The sequence below is a fragment of the Pristimantibacillus sp. Z349TD_6 genome (assembly GCF_056173205.1).
Window position 1 is genome coordinate 6,313,086 of sequence record NZ_CM149662.1, and the last position, 14,708, is coordinate 6,327,793.

10 protein-coding genes are annotated in these 14,708 nt (G+C 45.3%); 1 reads left to right on the forward strand and 9 read right to left on the reverse strand.

From position 1 onward, the window contains the following. Window positions 1–14: 14 nt before the first annotated feature. From AC0VYE_RS27505 to AC0VYE_RS27545, 9 genes are all read right to left on the reverse strand, one after another. Window positions 15–1,691 (reverse strand): extracellular solute-binding protein, encoded by a 1,677-nt coding sequence (locus AC0VYE_RS27505; RefSeq protein WP_076268990.1) that lies wholly within the window; start codon window positions 1,689–1,691, stop codon window positions 15–17. 54 nt (window positions 1,692–1,745) lie between these two features. Next, complete coding sequence (locus AC0VYE_RS27510; RefSeq protein WP_076268991.1) at window positions 1,746–2,642, reverse strand: carbohydrate ABC transporter permease; 897 nt, start codon at window positions 2,640–2,642, stop codon at window positions 1,746–1,748. Window positions 2,643–2,655: 13 nt separating this feature from the next. Beyond that, window positions 2,656–3,567, reverse strand: coding sequence for an ABC transporter permease (locus AC0VYE_RS27515; protein ID WP_076268992.1), 912 nt, complete (start codon window positions 3,565–3,567; stop codon window positions 2,656–2,658). A 5-nt stretch (window positions 3,568–3,572) separates the two neighbouring features. After that, window positions 3,573–6,647, reverse strand: a complete 3,075-nt coding sequence (locus tag AC0VYE_RS27520; protein ID WP_475443761.1) for an alpha-mannosidase — start codon at window positions 6,645–6,647, stop codon at window positions 3,573–3,575. Between the two features lie 256 nt (window positions 6,648–6,903). Then, the gene (locus AC0VYE_RS27525) at window positions 6,904–8,061 is read right to left on the reverse strand and encodes a GntR family transcriptional regulator (protein WP_475443763.1); all 1,158 of its coding nucleotides are present in this window, start codon (window positions 8,059–8,061) and stop codon (window positions 6,904–6,906) included. Between the two features lie 312 nt (window positions 8,062–8,373). Next, entirely contained in the window at window positions 8,374–9,447 is a 1,074-nt protein-coding gene (locus AC0VYE_RS27530; RefSeq protein WP_076268995.1) for a LacI family DNA-binding transcriptional regulator, read from the reverse strand. 12 nt (window positions 9,448–9,459) lie between these two features. Beyond that, window positions 9,460–10,749, reverse strand: a complete 1,290-nt coding sequence (locus AC0VYE_RS27535) for an ABC transporter substrate-binding protein (protein WP_475443765.1) — start codon at window positions 10,747–10,749, stop codon at window positions 9,460–9,462. Window positions 10,750–10,766: 17 nt separating this feature from the next. After that, window positions 10,767–12,617, reverse strand: coding sequence for a cache domain-containing sensor histidine kinase (locus AC0VYE_RS27540; protein ID WP_475443767.1), 1,851 nt, complete (start codon window positions 12,615–12,617; stop codon window positions 10,767–10,769). 20 nt (window positions 12,618–12,637) lie between these two features. After that, complete coding sequence (locus AC0VYE_RS27545; protein ID WP_475443769.1) at window positions 12,638–13,399, reverse strand: SDR family NAD(P)-dependent oxidoreductase; 762 nt, start codon at window positions 13,397–13,399, stop codon at window positions 12,638–12,640. 290 nt (window positions 13,400–13,689) lie between these two features. On the opposite strand from AC0VYE_RS27545, the gene AC0VYE_RS27550 reads away from it, so the two are divergent. Next, on the forward strand, window positions 13,690–14,622 hold the full coding sequence (locus tag AC0VYE_RS27550) for an ArsR/SmtB family transcription factor (RefSeq protein ID WP_475443771.1): 933 nt from the start codon (window positions 13,690–13,692) through the stop codon (window positions 14,620–14,622). Window positions 14,623–14,708: the final 86 nt, after the last annotated feature.

Below are 14,708 nucleotides of genomic sequence, written 5' to 3' on the forward strand. Positions count from 1 at the left end.
GCGAGAAGCCTCCTTTAGTTTGCCATTCCAAACAAAGCAACTTCCTTGCCTTTCAAGTTGTCATTAGTAAACTGCATTGCTTCTTTATAGCCTGTTTTATTCATCTGTCCACGAAGATCATTAATGATTTTCAGTGCCGCTTCATCCGATTTCGCATAAATCGCTTCTTTCCAGACGTCGCCTATTTTGTCCATGGATGGCTTCAGCATTTCCCACTGTGGAGACTTAATCATAACGTCGCCAGGATTGTATGCCGAAATAACACTAATACCGTTTGGACGTAAAATTTTACGCGCATTATCCATTGCTGCCAGACGATCCTGATCAGACCAGATGTCTCCAGCGCCAACAGAGTTGATGCGGTCTTGGCCAGACATGCTCTCAAGGCCAATACCCATGCCTTCGTTTTTCTTCATCTTGCCCGTTGTGTCCGCTGAGAATTTATCAAACCATTCTTTTTTGGCTACAGGCTTGCCGTTTTCCATATCCCAATGTTCGCCTTGAATGCCGTAACGTACGAGAAGGAAACCTTCATCAGAAGCAAGATAATCCAGCAAGCGAAGCGCTGCATCTACGTTTTTCGATTTTTTCGGAATAACGGTTACGTTGTTTCCTTGAATAGAAAGGTCAGCAGGACGGTCTGCAGCAGCGCCAGCACGCTCAAGCGGGCCAACTGGAATATAATCACTGCCTGGATGCGCTTTCACATAGTCTTTGGAAGCATCGAGAATCGCTGGATAGTGAGCTGCCAGCACTGCAATACGGCCTTGCTTGATTTTCTCATTCGCGATTGGATCGGTTTGCGTAAACGCTTCAAGATCAAGTAGACCTTCGGAGATCAGCTTGCGGTAATACAGCGTATAATCCTCGTATTGTTTCGAGAAGAAGCTGTTTTCCAGCGTTCCATCACCTTTATCTACATAACCAGAGCCATAGAACATCGTATTACCAATACCAACAGCCCAGCCGTTATGGAAGCCTCCGAGAGGAATAACAGACATGCCATTTTCCTTCAGGTCAGCGTCCTTGATTTTTTTCAGGAAGCTGTAAAGCTCTTCCTTTGTACGCACGGATTGTGGATCTACTCCAACCTTCTCAGCAATATCCTTGCGGACGTAGAAGCCATAAAGCCAATCCATTGCATCCTCTGGTGTTGCAGGGTGGTTCTGATAAAGCAAGAACTGCTTGCCACCGTACACATCAAAAGCTTTCTCATAAAGCGCTGGCGGAACATTGTCTTTCTGAATCGCTTTTGCTAGATTTGGATATTTGTCCAGCTTATCCGAAAGATCGACCAATTGGTCTTCCTTCGCTGCTTTTATAATGCCATCTAGCTCTCCGCCCCAAGCTGGACCTGTGTAAATATCAGGCATATCTTGAGTTGCAAAAATGGTGTTCACTTTCTCAACTTCACTGCCCTTTGTATATTCCCACTCGATCGTAATCCCCGTTTTTTCTTTAATAACCTTCTCGATCGCCGTCGTGTCTGTGTCACTGCCGCTGGAGCCGTTCCAGTTGTGAAGAACTTTGAGTTTCACCTCTTTTTGCTCTGTACCGCTGTTAGTTGTGCCTGCGTTGTCCGAAGGCTTATTGACGGCGCCACCGTTGTTGTTGCTGCAGCCAAACAGCGTAACCGCCATCAGAGTTACTGCGAGTAACAACGAAGTGCTTTTTGCTCTTTTGTTCTTCATAAAAACCCTCCCGTGAACTGTAATGAAATATGATAAAGTCCCGAATGCGGACGATTATCCTTTGACCGAGCCAATCATAACGCCCTTGACGAAGTAACGCTGCAAAAACGGGTAAATACACAAGATCGGAAACACCGTGATAACGAGCAAAGCCATTCGAAGCGATTCCGGTGTTGCCCCAGCCACATTGACGCTGACGGTCTGACCGCCTTGCTGCGCCGCTCTTTGCATGGAGGATGATAGCGCTTCCGCTTCGGTCAGCAATTCTTGCAGCAGCGTTTGAACGGGTATCAGATTTTTATCCGACACATAATAGGCGCCTGTAAACCAGTCGTTCCAATGTGAAACCCCGATAAACAAAGCGATAGTCGCAAGAACTGGACCCGATAACGGTAAAATGATTTTAAGGAATATTTGAAAGTCACCGTAGCCGTCAATTCGTGCCGATTCCTCAAGCTCCTCCGGTATGCCTTGCAGGAACGTTCGAAGAATGACGATATGCATGAAATTGAATAACATCGGAATGACATATACCCAAAAACTGTTGATCAGATGCAGCTTCTGCAAAGTGATGAAATACGGAATGAATCCAGCGCTGAATATCGTTGGCAAAAAGATGTAATACGTAAAAAATGTTCTTCCTGGCAGCGATTTTTTGGAAAGCGCATAAGCCATCAGCGTACAAAGCCCTACGTGCAGGAATGTGCCGAGCACCGTTCGGAGCAGCGTAATTTTGTAGGCCTGCCAAATGCGGGCATTATCAAAAACCTCTACGTAATTGTCGAGTGTAAATTTACGAGGGAAGAAATAAAGCGCACCCATCATCGAATCTTTTCCGTCGTTGAGCGAGTAGACCAGAATGTAAATAAACGGGTAGATCATCGACAATCCGAACAATGTTAAGAAAATATAATTACAAATGCTAAATATAGAAAATCGGCTTTTCGCCATATCAAACCACTCCTTAAAACAGGGATACGTCGCTAACCTTGCGAGCAATTCGGTTGACAGTCACGATGAGAATGAGTGCAATGACACTCTGGAATAATCCTACAGCAGCCGCATAACTTAATCGGCCTTCACCTATACCGGAGCTGATAACATGCACATCGAGTACGCTGCCGATTGCGGCGGTAGCCGGACCGTTCAGCAGGAGCAGCTGCTCATAACCAGCGCTCATTAAGCTGCCGGCCGAGAGTATGAACAAAATAACGGCAATGTTGCGAATACCAGGAAGCGTTACATGCCACATTTGGCGAGTGCGCCCAGCGCCGTCGATCTTAGCCGCCTCGTAAAGCTGCTGGTCAATGCCGGCGATTGCTGCCATATAGATGATCGAGTTCCACCCGATGTTTTTCCAAATATCTGAGCCTACAACAATTTGATAAAACCATGTTGTATTGTTCAAGAACTGAATCGGTTCTACACCAAACACACCAAGCAATTCATTGATTGGACCTCCAGATGGAGTAAGAAGACGCTGCATCAGCGTAACAACTACAATCCATGAAACGAAATACGGTAAATAAGAAAGCGTTTGCACGGTTTTCTTGAATTTAATGTTTCGAACCTCGTTCAATAGGATTGCGAGACATATAGGCATTGCAAATCCGATAAGAAGCTTCATGAGACTGATGATAATCGTGTTGCGGATCAACTCGAATGACTGATAATAGGAGAAAAACTGCTGGAAGTATTTCAGTCCTGCCCAGGGGCTTCCAGTGAAGCCCCCAGAGAACATGAAATCACGAAATGCCACTTGTACGCCAAAAAGTGGAACGTAGGAAAAGAGGAAAAACCAGATGATGCCGGGCAGCATAAACAAATAAAATAGTTTGTGCCGCCAAATTCGTTTCCACAATACTGACTCTGTCATATGCTCTACCTCCTTGCCAAACGGATCGTTTTTATTTCAAATGGAGTAAAGGCCAGGTGGTATGCCCCTTCCTCCGCATGGATTCTATCGATGGGTGTTTCCATCAAATCAGTAAGCCAAGCATCCGCTTCGTTCATAGCTGCAATGAGTTTTGCCTTAAGATGTGTTCCTGCGGTTTCATATAAACGGATGATGAGATCATCTCCGTCCTCTGCCTGCTTCACCGTTTCAACCATTACATTGGAATGGTCAACGCTGAAAAATGATTTTGCTGCTGGCAGATACTGTGCCTCGTCGCTTGCTGGCATGCTTACCGAACGCAGTGGTACGTTAAGCTCATATCCACGCTTATAAACCTCTGCCTGAACATGATCACCCTTGTGCGGGTACAAGGAGTACGTAAACTGATGCTCTGCTTGATCGGCTTCTGGATCTGGATACGATGTACTGCGCAAAAGATTCAAATCCAGCACATTCTGCCAAGCACGGTGTCCGTATTTGCAATCATTGAGAAGTGCGACGCCATAATCCGACTCCGAAAGATCGATCCATTGATGAGCGCAAATTTCATCCTTCGCATAATCCCACAGCGTATTGCGATGTGTAGGGCGTTTCAAGTAGCCGAACTGAATTTCACAGCTCGCGCTGTCCGAACGAATATTGACAGGGAAGGATGTACGCAGCATCTTCGCTGATTCTTTCCAATCAACGTCCGTAACGAAATCGATGCGGCGGCTGCCTTGTGTCAGGATGACCTTCTGCGTCATTGTTGATTGACCAAACTGATATACAAGCAGCAAGCCTACCGTTGGACCATCTTGGAAAGCTGATGATTCAGATGGCTCAAGCGGCACTCCTCCCGAGAGGCGATAATCTTGTTTAATATCCCATGCATCGCCCTCATCATGATACAGGCTGAGTTCATTCGCCTTCTGGCCATGCGGGATGATTTCCCGTCCAAGCTCTTTATCAATGATGGATATAATCGTGAAGTCTTCAGCGAACGTAACCGATAACAAATCATTTTCCATTATCCGATCGATAGCCGATGACCTCATATCAGGAAAGAGGTTATTTGCCGCTGTTTTTTCTTGCGTCCGGGCAGCTGCAATTCCTGCTTCAGCTGCTGCCGTTTCAGCAAGCGCTAGTGAACCATTTGCAACGGCATATCCCATAGCAGGAATACGAACCCGCTGCCATGTGCCATTGTTTTCAATCCATTCTTCCCGATCCCATGACAGGGAGTTAAAGATTACTTCAGAGCCTTTCTCGGCAGTTACGGATTGTGCAACCGCTTCGTACGCTTCGGAAATTAATTGCTCGACACGGTCCAGCAGTATAGCGTATCTCTCCAGCGATTCATCATATACGCGCTTGATAGAGGAGCCTGGCAATATATCATGGAATTGATAGAGCAGTACTTCTTTCCATATCGTTTCCAGCTCCTGCGCAGGATAAGGTTTGCCCTTTGTTCTTTCAGCCAAGACAGCTGCATATTCTAGCTCGCGCAATGCTTTCTCAAGCTTTCGGTTATACCGTTTATTGCGTGCTTGACTCGTCAGCGTTCCTTGATGGCGCTCCAGATAAAGCTCGCCGGACCACACTTGATAACGATCTGAACCAACTGCAAGCTTCTCAAAAAATTGTGAAGAATGCTCTTGAACAACTGGGCTAAGGCCAAGTAAATTTTTCTCCCGTTGCAATCTCTCGAGATGCTCCTCGCCAGGACCGCCTCCGCCATCGCCAATTCCGAACAACATGAGACAATTCTCCGATACGTTTTTGTCCATATATTCATTCTCTGCCTTCACAATGGAACGAGGTGCAGCCGGGCTGTTATACGTATCCTCAGGCGGCATATGAGTCAGGACACGCGAGCCGTCGATTCCTTCCCAATGGAACGTATGGTGGGGATGACGGTTGTAAATGCTCCATGACAGCTTCTGCGTCATCATGTAATCAACGCCTGATTTTTTCAAAATTTGAGGCAGGCTCGCTGTGTATCCAAATACATCCGGCATCCAAAGCGACTTCATCTCTTGACCAAACTCTGCTTGGAAATACCGTTTTCCGTAAAGGATTTGACGAATCAGCGCTTCCCCGCTAGGCACGTTTGTATCCGATTCAACCCACATTGCGCCTTGCAGCTCCCAGCGCCCTTCTTGTACACGCTCTTTGATGCTTGCATACAGCTTCGGATAATGAATTTTCATCCAATCATAAAGCTGTGGCTGGCTTGCTCCAAAGATGTAGTCAGGGTAACGTTCCATCATCCGCAGCACCGTTGAAAATGTGCGTGCTCCCTTACGGATCGTTTCACGGATAGGCCATAACCAAGCCAGATCCATATGCGCGTGACCGACGGCACTAATAGTAAGCACTGGATCTCCGCCGCGTTTATCAAGCTGCTCGCGCAGCAGTTTCGATGCCTTAGCTACTCTTTCTTCACTCAAAGATGTAAGGATATGAGAGGCTTCATACAAAGACTGCAAAATGCGTGCTCTGCGTGCTGAACCTTCAGGCAAACGATCCGCCGTCTCCAGCAGTACCTCAGCGTCATAATAAAGCTGATGGATGTTCTCGTGGCAGATTGCGACTTGGGCTTCCTTCAAAGTGCCGCTGCGGAAGCGACCGAACAAATCATTGCAGCCTGCGTCGCCCCACAAATCAATTTCTTCATCTCCCTGCGCGCTTTCACTAATGTGTACTACACGTTTGCCAGGAAGGCCAAGGCTATAATCAAACTCAGAATTAATATTCGTTAAACCCTGAGTAGGTGTTCCCTCTTCATCTACTAAACAAAGCTCACCATTCACATCGATAAGAAGTACAATTTTGGAGCCCTTCGCCTCTTGCGGTACTTTTCCGCTAAAGTGAAACCAAGCGCAGTCCCAAAGATTTCCCCAACGGTCTCCCGCAGCGAGTTCAATCTTCCGGCCTGACTCCCTATCCTCGTAAGAAACCGGCTCCTCAGTAACCCAAGCGGTTACTTTCAAATCCGTAAGCGGCTTGTAGATTTGTTCCTTCAACCGATCTAACAGCGACTTCAACTGCTCCGTTCTCACTTTTTCGTATGGCATTTGTAGGTCTCCTTTATCATCCAGTTCTATATTTCATACAGGCTTTTTCCCATACATGCCTATCGACTTCAAATTGTTAGCGTTTTCAGATCGTACTCGTGAATCTATTCAAAACTTCGCTATATGACTTTTGCAATCAAGCTTTATAAACATTCGTCTTATTCATAATATAATATATAGATTCAATATATTCAATATATAAATAAAAAAATCTTTTCCTTAGCGGAAAAGATTCTCAATTTTATCGCTTATTCAATTATTGAACAGGTCTTGGTCCAGTCGTTTGGCGGATAACCAGCTCAGGATTAAGCAGCGTTTTGCTATATCTATTGTTTGGGTCTACCCCATTCTCAATAATGTTGATCAGCGTGCTTGCTGCACGATAACCCATATCATGCTCAAACTGATTGATATGTGTAAATAAGCTGAACTCATCTACGATAGATGTCGGGTCATCGAAGCTGATGATAGACAAATCCTCAGGCACGCGAAGCCCCGCTTGCCTAGCCATTTGATAAATTCGAACAGCCAGCCTTCCGTTAAGCGTAATATAAGCAGTAGCCATTCGGTTGCGAATATAGCGGTATAACGGGTGCTTCTCCGCATCCTCAAGACTACTAACATTAAAATCGGTAATAATATGAGCCGGATTAATGAGTGCGCCTTTGTTTTTCAAAGCGTCCATATAACCTTCAATCCGCTCCTGTACCGTAACCGTTTGCAGCGGAGAATCTGAGCAAATCGCAATTTCCCGGTGCCCAAGCTCCCACATATATTCGACTGCAAGGCTTGTTCCAAGCCTTCCATCCGCAGCGATATAATTGGTTTCTACGCCAGGCAGGAAACGATCGATAAGTACAAAGGGGTAGCCATTGAACTTCATATTTAATATTTCTTCGTTATAATTCTCTTCATCTACGGGAAATACAAGCAAACCATCCGTACCAAATTCCTTGAGACTCTTAAACGCTTCTTTCTCTTTATCCACATCGCCCTCAGACAGCAAAATCATGCTTCGGTAGCCCTTTTCTCTTAGCGCCCTCTGCACTCCCTCAACTAAACGGATGGCAAAATAATCATAAATAGATGGCATAACGAGACCAATCATACGCGTTTTATTCTGGGTTGCCGCTCTTTCTAAACCAACTGTCGGCGCAGCCGGCACAATCTCATCAACTTCTACCGGCCCATCATTGCTGACGAAGCTGCCCTTTCCTGGTACCCTTGAAATGATTCCATCGTTCGCAAGTCCGACCATCGCATTCACTACAGTTATTTTACTGACGTTAAACAACTTCATTAGATCTTTTTCGGTCGGAATGCGGTCCCCCGCCTTCAAGCCTTCCGTAGCAATCAACTCGCGGATATAATCCTGGATTTTCTGGTAAAGCGGCGTACGGACTGTTGAATTCATTTGCTATCACCAAGCTCCATATTAATATTTGTAATATATAATATAGGTTAGCCTCTTTTTAGGCAATACCTACATCTTTGTCGAATGAAGTAAATCACCCTTCTTTGGAACTAAGGAAAACGCTAATTTATAGCTTTTTTCCTATACATCGGGCGTTTTTAACCACTTTTCTTGTCGAATATCGCGAATTTTGTATATATAATATATACAATATATATTTTTAAATGTATTCGAAATCGTTATCAATATGACAAATCATACGCAATTTATCCATTTAAACCTCATTGTTCATGCATCAACCTATGTCCTAAGTCATGCTTTCACCTGCGCTGTTGACTCTCGGTACAAGATCTCTCCAGCTACAAGCAGCTTCTCCATCGGCTCCTGCTTGTTCGCTATTCTGCTAATCAGCCTCTCTACCGCCCGCTTGCCAAGCGCTTCCTTAGGCACATGCACCGTCGACAAAGAAGGTGTCATGCGATAGGAATCGTCAATGTTGTCATAGCCTGTAATAGACACCTCTTCCGGCACCGCAATACCTAGCTCCTTCATGGCGTCAATTGCACCGATACCGATCATGTCATTTGCACAAAGAAGCGCCGTTGGCATCGTCTTTGCCTTGAGCCTTTTGATTGCCCACTGTTTTATCGGCTCTTGAAACTGCTCATGCTCAAAACCTTCAACGGGAAGATAACAGTCATTGCTCATTTGAAACTTAGGCTCTACCAGAGCCTGCTCCTCCAATACACTTCGGAACCCAAGAAACCGATCCTTAAAGCTCCGCGAATAATTCATATCCCCAATAAAGCACAGCTGCGTATGTCCTTTACCAATCAAATGTTTCGTCAAGCGATACATTGAATCATAATTGTTCGTAAACACCGTATCACTAGGAATCAACATATCCTCATGATCCACGAGCACCATTGGCAAGCCGATGCGATGCACCTCTAGCAGCAGCGGAGTTGAAATTTCTCCCACGCCGATAAGCCCCAATATGCCATTCGGGTTCAAGAAATGAAGGAAATGATCGACGCTTTGCTCTGACACAATGACCATGCCATAACCATCTTCCTCCAATCGCGAAGCAATCCCATCGAGGATTCTTCCCCAATACAGAGACTCCTTCGTTTGGAAGCGAATATTAGGCATAAGCACAAGCACCGATTGTTTGTGGGCGGCAGGCGTTTTGGGAAGCTGCTCAAGCTTCATTGTTTTCACATAAGCATTCTTTTGCGTAAAATAACCCAGCTGCGATGCCGCTTGAATAACCCGCTCCTGTGTTGCCTCACTGACGCCGCCTTTGCCAGAGAGCGCCTTCGAGACAACAAACTTTGATACGCTTAAATAATCAGCAATTTGCTGCATTGTAACCTTGTTTGACATCGGTAGTCCACCTTAGCTTTCAGTAATGGTTCGCGCTTCTTTCCAGCGCCTATTGTATTCGGTAAACACCTTCTGCAAATCTGGAGAGGCAATCCACTCTTGAATATAATCGCCGGACCAAAATGCAATTTGAGCTGTATTCGCAATTTCAAGCAAGAGGTCGTCTGGCACTCTTCGCTCCAGAAATTCGATGTTGAACGATAAAAACTGTTGAAATTGCGGCAAGGAAGGCTGCTTATCCTCAATCACAGGCAAGAAACCCGAATCATCAACATAACCAGATTCGTTTACAAAAAATTTGACCCACGCCTCGGCAAGCTCTTTATTCTCGCTAAATTTGCTTACGCCCACAAACCAATCCGGGCTTAGCGGCGAGAAGCGCTTCTCGCTGTTGTCGTAAGGGAATGGGAAAAATCCGATATCTTCCGATTTCGCACCCGCTGCAATAACTTGATTAATGACCCAGTTACCCATTAAATACATGGCGGCTCTACCGTCAGCAAGCTCTTTTTTGGATGTTTCCCATTGATTCGTGAGCAATTGGTTTTCCACATAACCTTTTGATATTAATGTTTTGACGATGGAAATTGACTGTCCCCATGCATTATCAATAGTCCACGGCTCGTCCGTGTTGACCATATTATTTAAATAGTCGGCATTGCCAGTCATATAGCTGACTAAATCCTCTCCCCAAGTCATAAGCGGCCACTGAGCGCCATAGTTCAGATAGACAGGCACAATGCCGGCTTTCTTTAGCTTCTCGCATGCTGCATAAAACTGCTCCAAGGTCGTTGGAATTTGTGTAATGCCTGCCTTTTTGAAAGCTTGCTTATTATATACGATCCCTGTCGTGGAAGCGCCCGTAGCAATACCAAAGCGTTGTCCAGCATATGCTTTAAAGTCTGCAAAATGAATATGCTCAAACAAGCTGTCGCTTAGCGGCTCAAAATAATCAGGCAAGTCTTCATTTTTAATATTGTTCGGAAGCAGCAGCACATCGCCTAAGCTGCGAGTGGATAAGCGCAGCATAATATCGCTGGCATAATTGGTTATGCCCTCAAACTTGACCGTTACGCCAGGATTCAGCTGTGCAAATTGATCGGCATATTTTTGAAACACGCCATTCTCCATCAGATCAACGCGATTGGTCATTACGTTAATCGTCACATTTTGACCAACTTGTTCCCCTTTGCTAACAGGCTCCTTTTCCTTCTCGCTGTTGACTTGTGCCTTCTGGCATCCCGTCAAACCTATGCTGGACAAAAGAACAATAAGCAGCAGCATACAAATGTATTTGTTCATGCAGCGTCTCTCCCTCATTATAGTGGAAACTGTAAAATAACCTCGGTGCCTTTCCCCCGTTCACTGGTCACCTTCAAGCCATACGCGTTTCCGTAGTGGAGCTTGATACGCTCGTTTACATTTTTCAAGCCGATTCCGCCTGATTTGCGCTTGACGACCGCTTCCTCCGATCCTGCAAGTGAACGGTTTAAGCGATCTAATGTATCCTCATCCATGCCAAGCCCATCATCTTTTATGCGAAGAAGTACACCATGCGGTGTACGCTCGCTGCTCATCACAATTCTCATCGAGGCCTTATTGTCATCCATGCCGTGATAAATTGCATTCTCGACAATGGGCTGCAGCACAAGCTTAATCATAGGATACTTCAGCATGTCCTCGGTTATATGCGTTTCTAAATGGAAGCGGTTCGGATAACGATAATTAAGCATTTCCACATAGTTGCGCATATGCAGAACCTCATTCTCCAGCGTTACTTCCTCATGCAAATCGCTTATGCTGTATCGCAGCAGCTTCCCGAGTATGGCAATCATGTCTGCTGCGATCTGATCGTCGTTCAGCTCAGCCGCCATTCGTATCGATTCGAGCGTATTATACATGAAATGCGGATTAATCTGGCTTTGCAGCGCGTGCAGTTCAGCTTCCTTCTTCTTTGTCTCCATCAAATAAATATCCTGAATGAGGTGATCAATTCGGACAATCATTCGGTTGAACTGATTGCCTAGCTGGCCTACCTCGTCCCGATATTTCACTTGAAACTGAACGTTAAAGTCACCCTCCTGCACGTTCTTCATCAATCGCATCATTTTGCGGAGCGGATTCGTTAGTGCAAAGGAAAACACAACCGATATGAAAAGCGCGACGATAATCGTAATAATCGTAGCAATCCAAGTTACGTTGCGAATGACAACGGCATCTTTCGTCAGCTCACTATCCGGAATGGAGGTCATTACCTTCCATTTCGTATTGGGCGAGGTCGTATAAATGTATAAACGATTAACACCGTCACGCTCAAAATAAAAGCTCCCCTTCGTGCCCTTTGCTTGGGCTACCGTAGGATCACTCATAATGTTTGTGGCCATTCGCTGCTTGTCGCTGTCATAAACGACATTGCCAAGCTCATCGATAATGACCGATTTTCCATTTGTCACCTTGTCGAGCTCACTCATTTGATCCTCAATGACGCTAATATTCGCATCCACCGCAATCATGCCGATAGGCTTAAGCGATTTATCAATCACCTTGCGAACGACGGTAAACGCATATTTGATGCTCTGCAAATTGCTCGTATATTTTTGCGTGCTGAACAGCCTCGCTTCACCGCCGGAAGTATTGATGAGCTCTCGCCATTTCTCATAGCTCTCCTTCACGTTCAGCCGAATGCCGCCGCCTGCTGTAGAATAATAGCCATTGCCGAACTGATCAAATATATAAACCGAGTTGGCGCCGCGTTTTATCGTATTGATGAACGAAATATTTCCCTCAATGCCTCGCTGAATCAAGAGCAGAAGGTCAAAATCGTCAGGCACCTGATTGCTATTATCGATCGACGTTTGCTGCCTTTTCTCGTAATAGCTGTTCGAGAGAATCAGGTTTTGTTTGATATCGTTCTGGTACGCAGGAATAGAGGAAATACGAATCATATCCTCGATATAATCGTCAACACGAACCATCATGTTCTCAAGCATCTTGGTCGAATAAACAATCGTTTTCTCCTCAATCGAACGCGAGTAATTGCTATATGAGATGTAGCCTATAAACGATAACGGCAGCGTGATTAGAAGCAGGAAAACGATAAAAAGCTTCCCCTCCATTCTCATGCTGCCTAAAGCTGCCCATATGCGCCACAATCGTTTTCTGGGGCTCATCCTCTTAACTCTCCCTTATTCTAGATGGCAGGCATAACGTTTCCGCCGTTTACAGGAATGTAAGCGCCAGTTATAAAGCTTGCTAGATCCGATGCTAGAAAAGCGACCGTATTGGCAATCTCTTGGTCCGTTCCTCTGCGTTTAAGCGGAACGTTTTGTGAATAATCAAGGTTCTCCTCCGTACCGGTGGCACGATCGCGATCGCTGATGGTCCACCCTGGCGCCACCTGATTAACCGTAATTTGATGCTCCCCAGCTTCTTTGGCTAACACACGATAGACGCCATCCATCCCGCGTTTCCCAGCTGTATAGGCTGATTGTCCCGCAAAATTTTGCATCGCGCATTCGGTGTTGATGCCAATGACTCTACCGCCGCCCCGCTCGATCATCGCCGGCACAAAAGCTTTTGCTAAAAAGACGCTTTGCAATACGCAGGATTCGAATTGGCTGACATAATCAGCAACAGGCTGTTCTAGTATGCTTGTCCATTGGTACTGAATGACCGCGTTAGCGACAACGATGTCTACATGGCCGAGCTCCTCTGTTACCTTAGCTTTCATTTCATTAATATGCTGTTCATTCGTTACGTCTGCCTGTACGATCATCGCTTTTCTGCCCATAGCTGTAATTTCCGTCTGCAATTCTTTGGCCTTTGCTTCGTTATTATTGTAGTGCAGAACGATGTTAGCGCCGCAGCTTGCCAGTGTACGTGCCATAACCCGTCCTAAATCGCCAGTAGCTCCTGTGATTAAAGCTGTTTTATTAGAAAGATCAATTTGCATGAATAAGGTCACCTTTCTTTATGGAAACAGATTTGTTAGATCATTTGCTAATAATTATGCTACCAAAAAATATTCATTTTATAAAGCTTATCCAAAAAAAATGAATTTGTACACACAAGTAAACGATACGGCGAATTAATTTACAATATGGTTATCTTCTTCGTGGCTTTCAGCGGCTATTTCAAGCAATATTCCTTGTGATTTCGACTATTTTCATGTATATTACAGACTATAGCCTACTCTAAACATTCACATATGTATTAATAATAACTCTTATTCGGAGGTAACCCTTGAAAATCGAGCTATCAGAGCAAAGCCTGCCTATATTTGAGGCTATATCGAGTAATGTACGTATTCAAATGATTCACCTGCTCTCCAAAAAATCAATGAACATTCGCGAGCTGGCAGAGGCTTTAGGCTTAAGCAGTGCAATCATGACAATGCACGTAAAAAAGCTGGAGAAGGCCGGAATCATCAAATCCGAAATGACTCCTGGCAAAGGCGGTGCCGCTCAGAAGGTGTGCTCGCTTAGCATGGATGGACTTGAAATAGCATTCCCCCGCAAGGACGTCGTACAGCGCGAGTCAAGAAGAACCGAGGTTTCCATCGGACACTATACCGATCTCAACATCGTTCCTACATGCGGCATTTGCACGACGGAAAAGGTTATCGGAATTTTCGACGACCCCCGCTACTTTCTTGATCCCGATCGCGTGAACGCCAAAATATTATGGTTCTCGCAAGGCTATATCGAATACAAAATTCCTAACTTCCTATTAACGAGCGAGAGTCCAGACGAGCTCGAAATTTCGATGGAAATTTCGTCTGAAGCGCCTCTCACCAATATGAACTGGCCTTCGGATCTTACGTTTTTCTTTAATGGTGTAAATGTTGGCATGTGGACGAGCCCTGCCGATTATGGAGGAAAAGGCAAGCTTAACCCACCTTGGTGGTTTGATGATGTCAACCAATTCGGTTTATTGAAGCGGTTGATTATTAAGAAGGATGGTACTTACATGGACGGCCTTAGGCTCTCGGATGTAAGTCTCGACCAGATTGATATTAGCAACAGTCACTGGACGTTCCGCATTGCGATTTTGGAGGATGCTGAGCATATTGGCGGCTTTACTTTATTCGGCTCTGGTTTCGGAAACTATAATCAGGATCTCATTTTCAAGCTGTACTATACGAAGCTGGCGCAAGAGGATCGGATAACCGTCTAATCTGCTAAATACGAAGAAAAGAAGAGGAGCCCCGCATGGGGCTCCTCTTCTTTATCTTGATTAAGCTGCTTCCTGTCATACTGCCT

Bases quoted from the DNA above. Each gene is read 5' to 3' on its own strand.
- AC0VYE_RS27510 (WP_076268991.1), bottom strand. From the start codon at position 2,642: ATGGCGAAAAGCCGATTTTCTATATTTAGCATTTGTAATTATATTTTC.
- AC0VYE_RS27540 (WP_475443767.1), bottom strand. From the start codon at position 12,617: ATGAGCCCCAGAAAACGATTGTGGCGCATATGGGCAGCTTTAGGCAGC.
- AC0VYE_RS27535 (WP_475443765.1), bottom strand. From the start codon at position 10,749: ATGAACAAATACATTTGTATGCTGCTGCTTATTGTTCTTTTGTCCAGC.
- AC0VYE_RS27515 (WP_076268992.1), bottom strand. From the start codon at position 3,567: ATGACAGAGTCAGTATTGTGGAAACGAATTTGGCGGCACAAACTATTT.
- AC0VYE_RS27545 (WP_475443769.1), bottom strand. From the start codon at position 13,399: ATGCAAATTGATCTTTCTAATAAAACAGCTTTAATCACAGGAGCTACT.
- AC0VYE_RS27505 (WP_076268990.1), bottom strand. From the start codon at position 1,691: ATGAAGAACAAAAGAGCAAAAAGCACTTCGTTGTTACTCGCAGTAACT.
- AC0VYE_RS27530 (WP_076268995.1), bottom strand. From the start codon at position 9,447: ATGTCAAACAAGGTTACAATGCAGCAAATTGCTGATTATTTAAGCGTA.
- AC0VYE_RS27520 (WP_475443761.1), bottom strand. From the start codon at position 6,647: ATGCCATACGAAAAAGTGAGAACGGAGCAGTTGAAGTCGCTGTTAGAT.
- AC0VYE_RS27525 (WP_475443763.1), bottom strand. From the start codon at position 8,061: ATGAATTCAACAGTCCGTACGCCGCTTTACCAGAAAATCCAGGATTAT.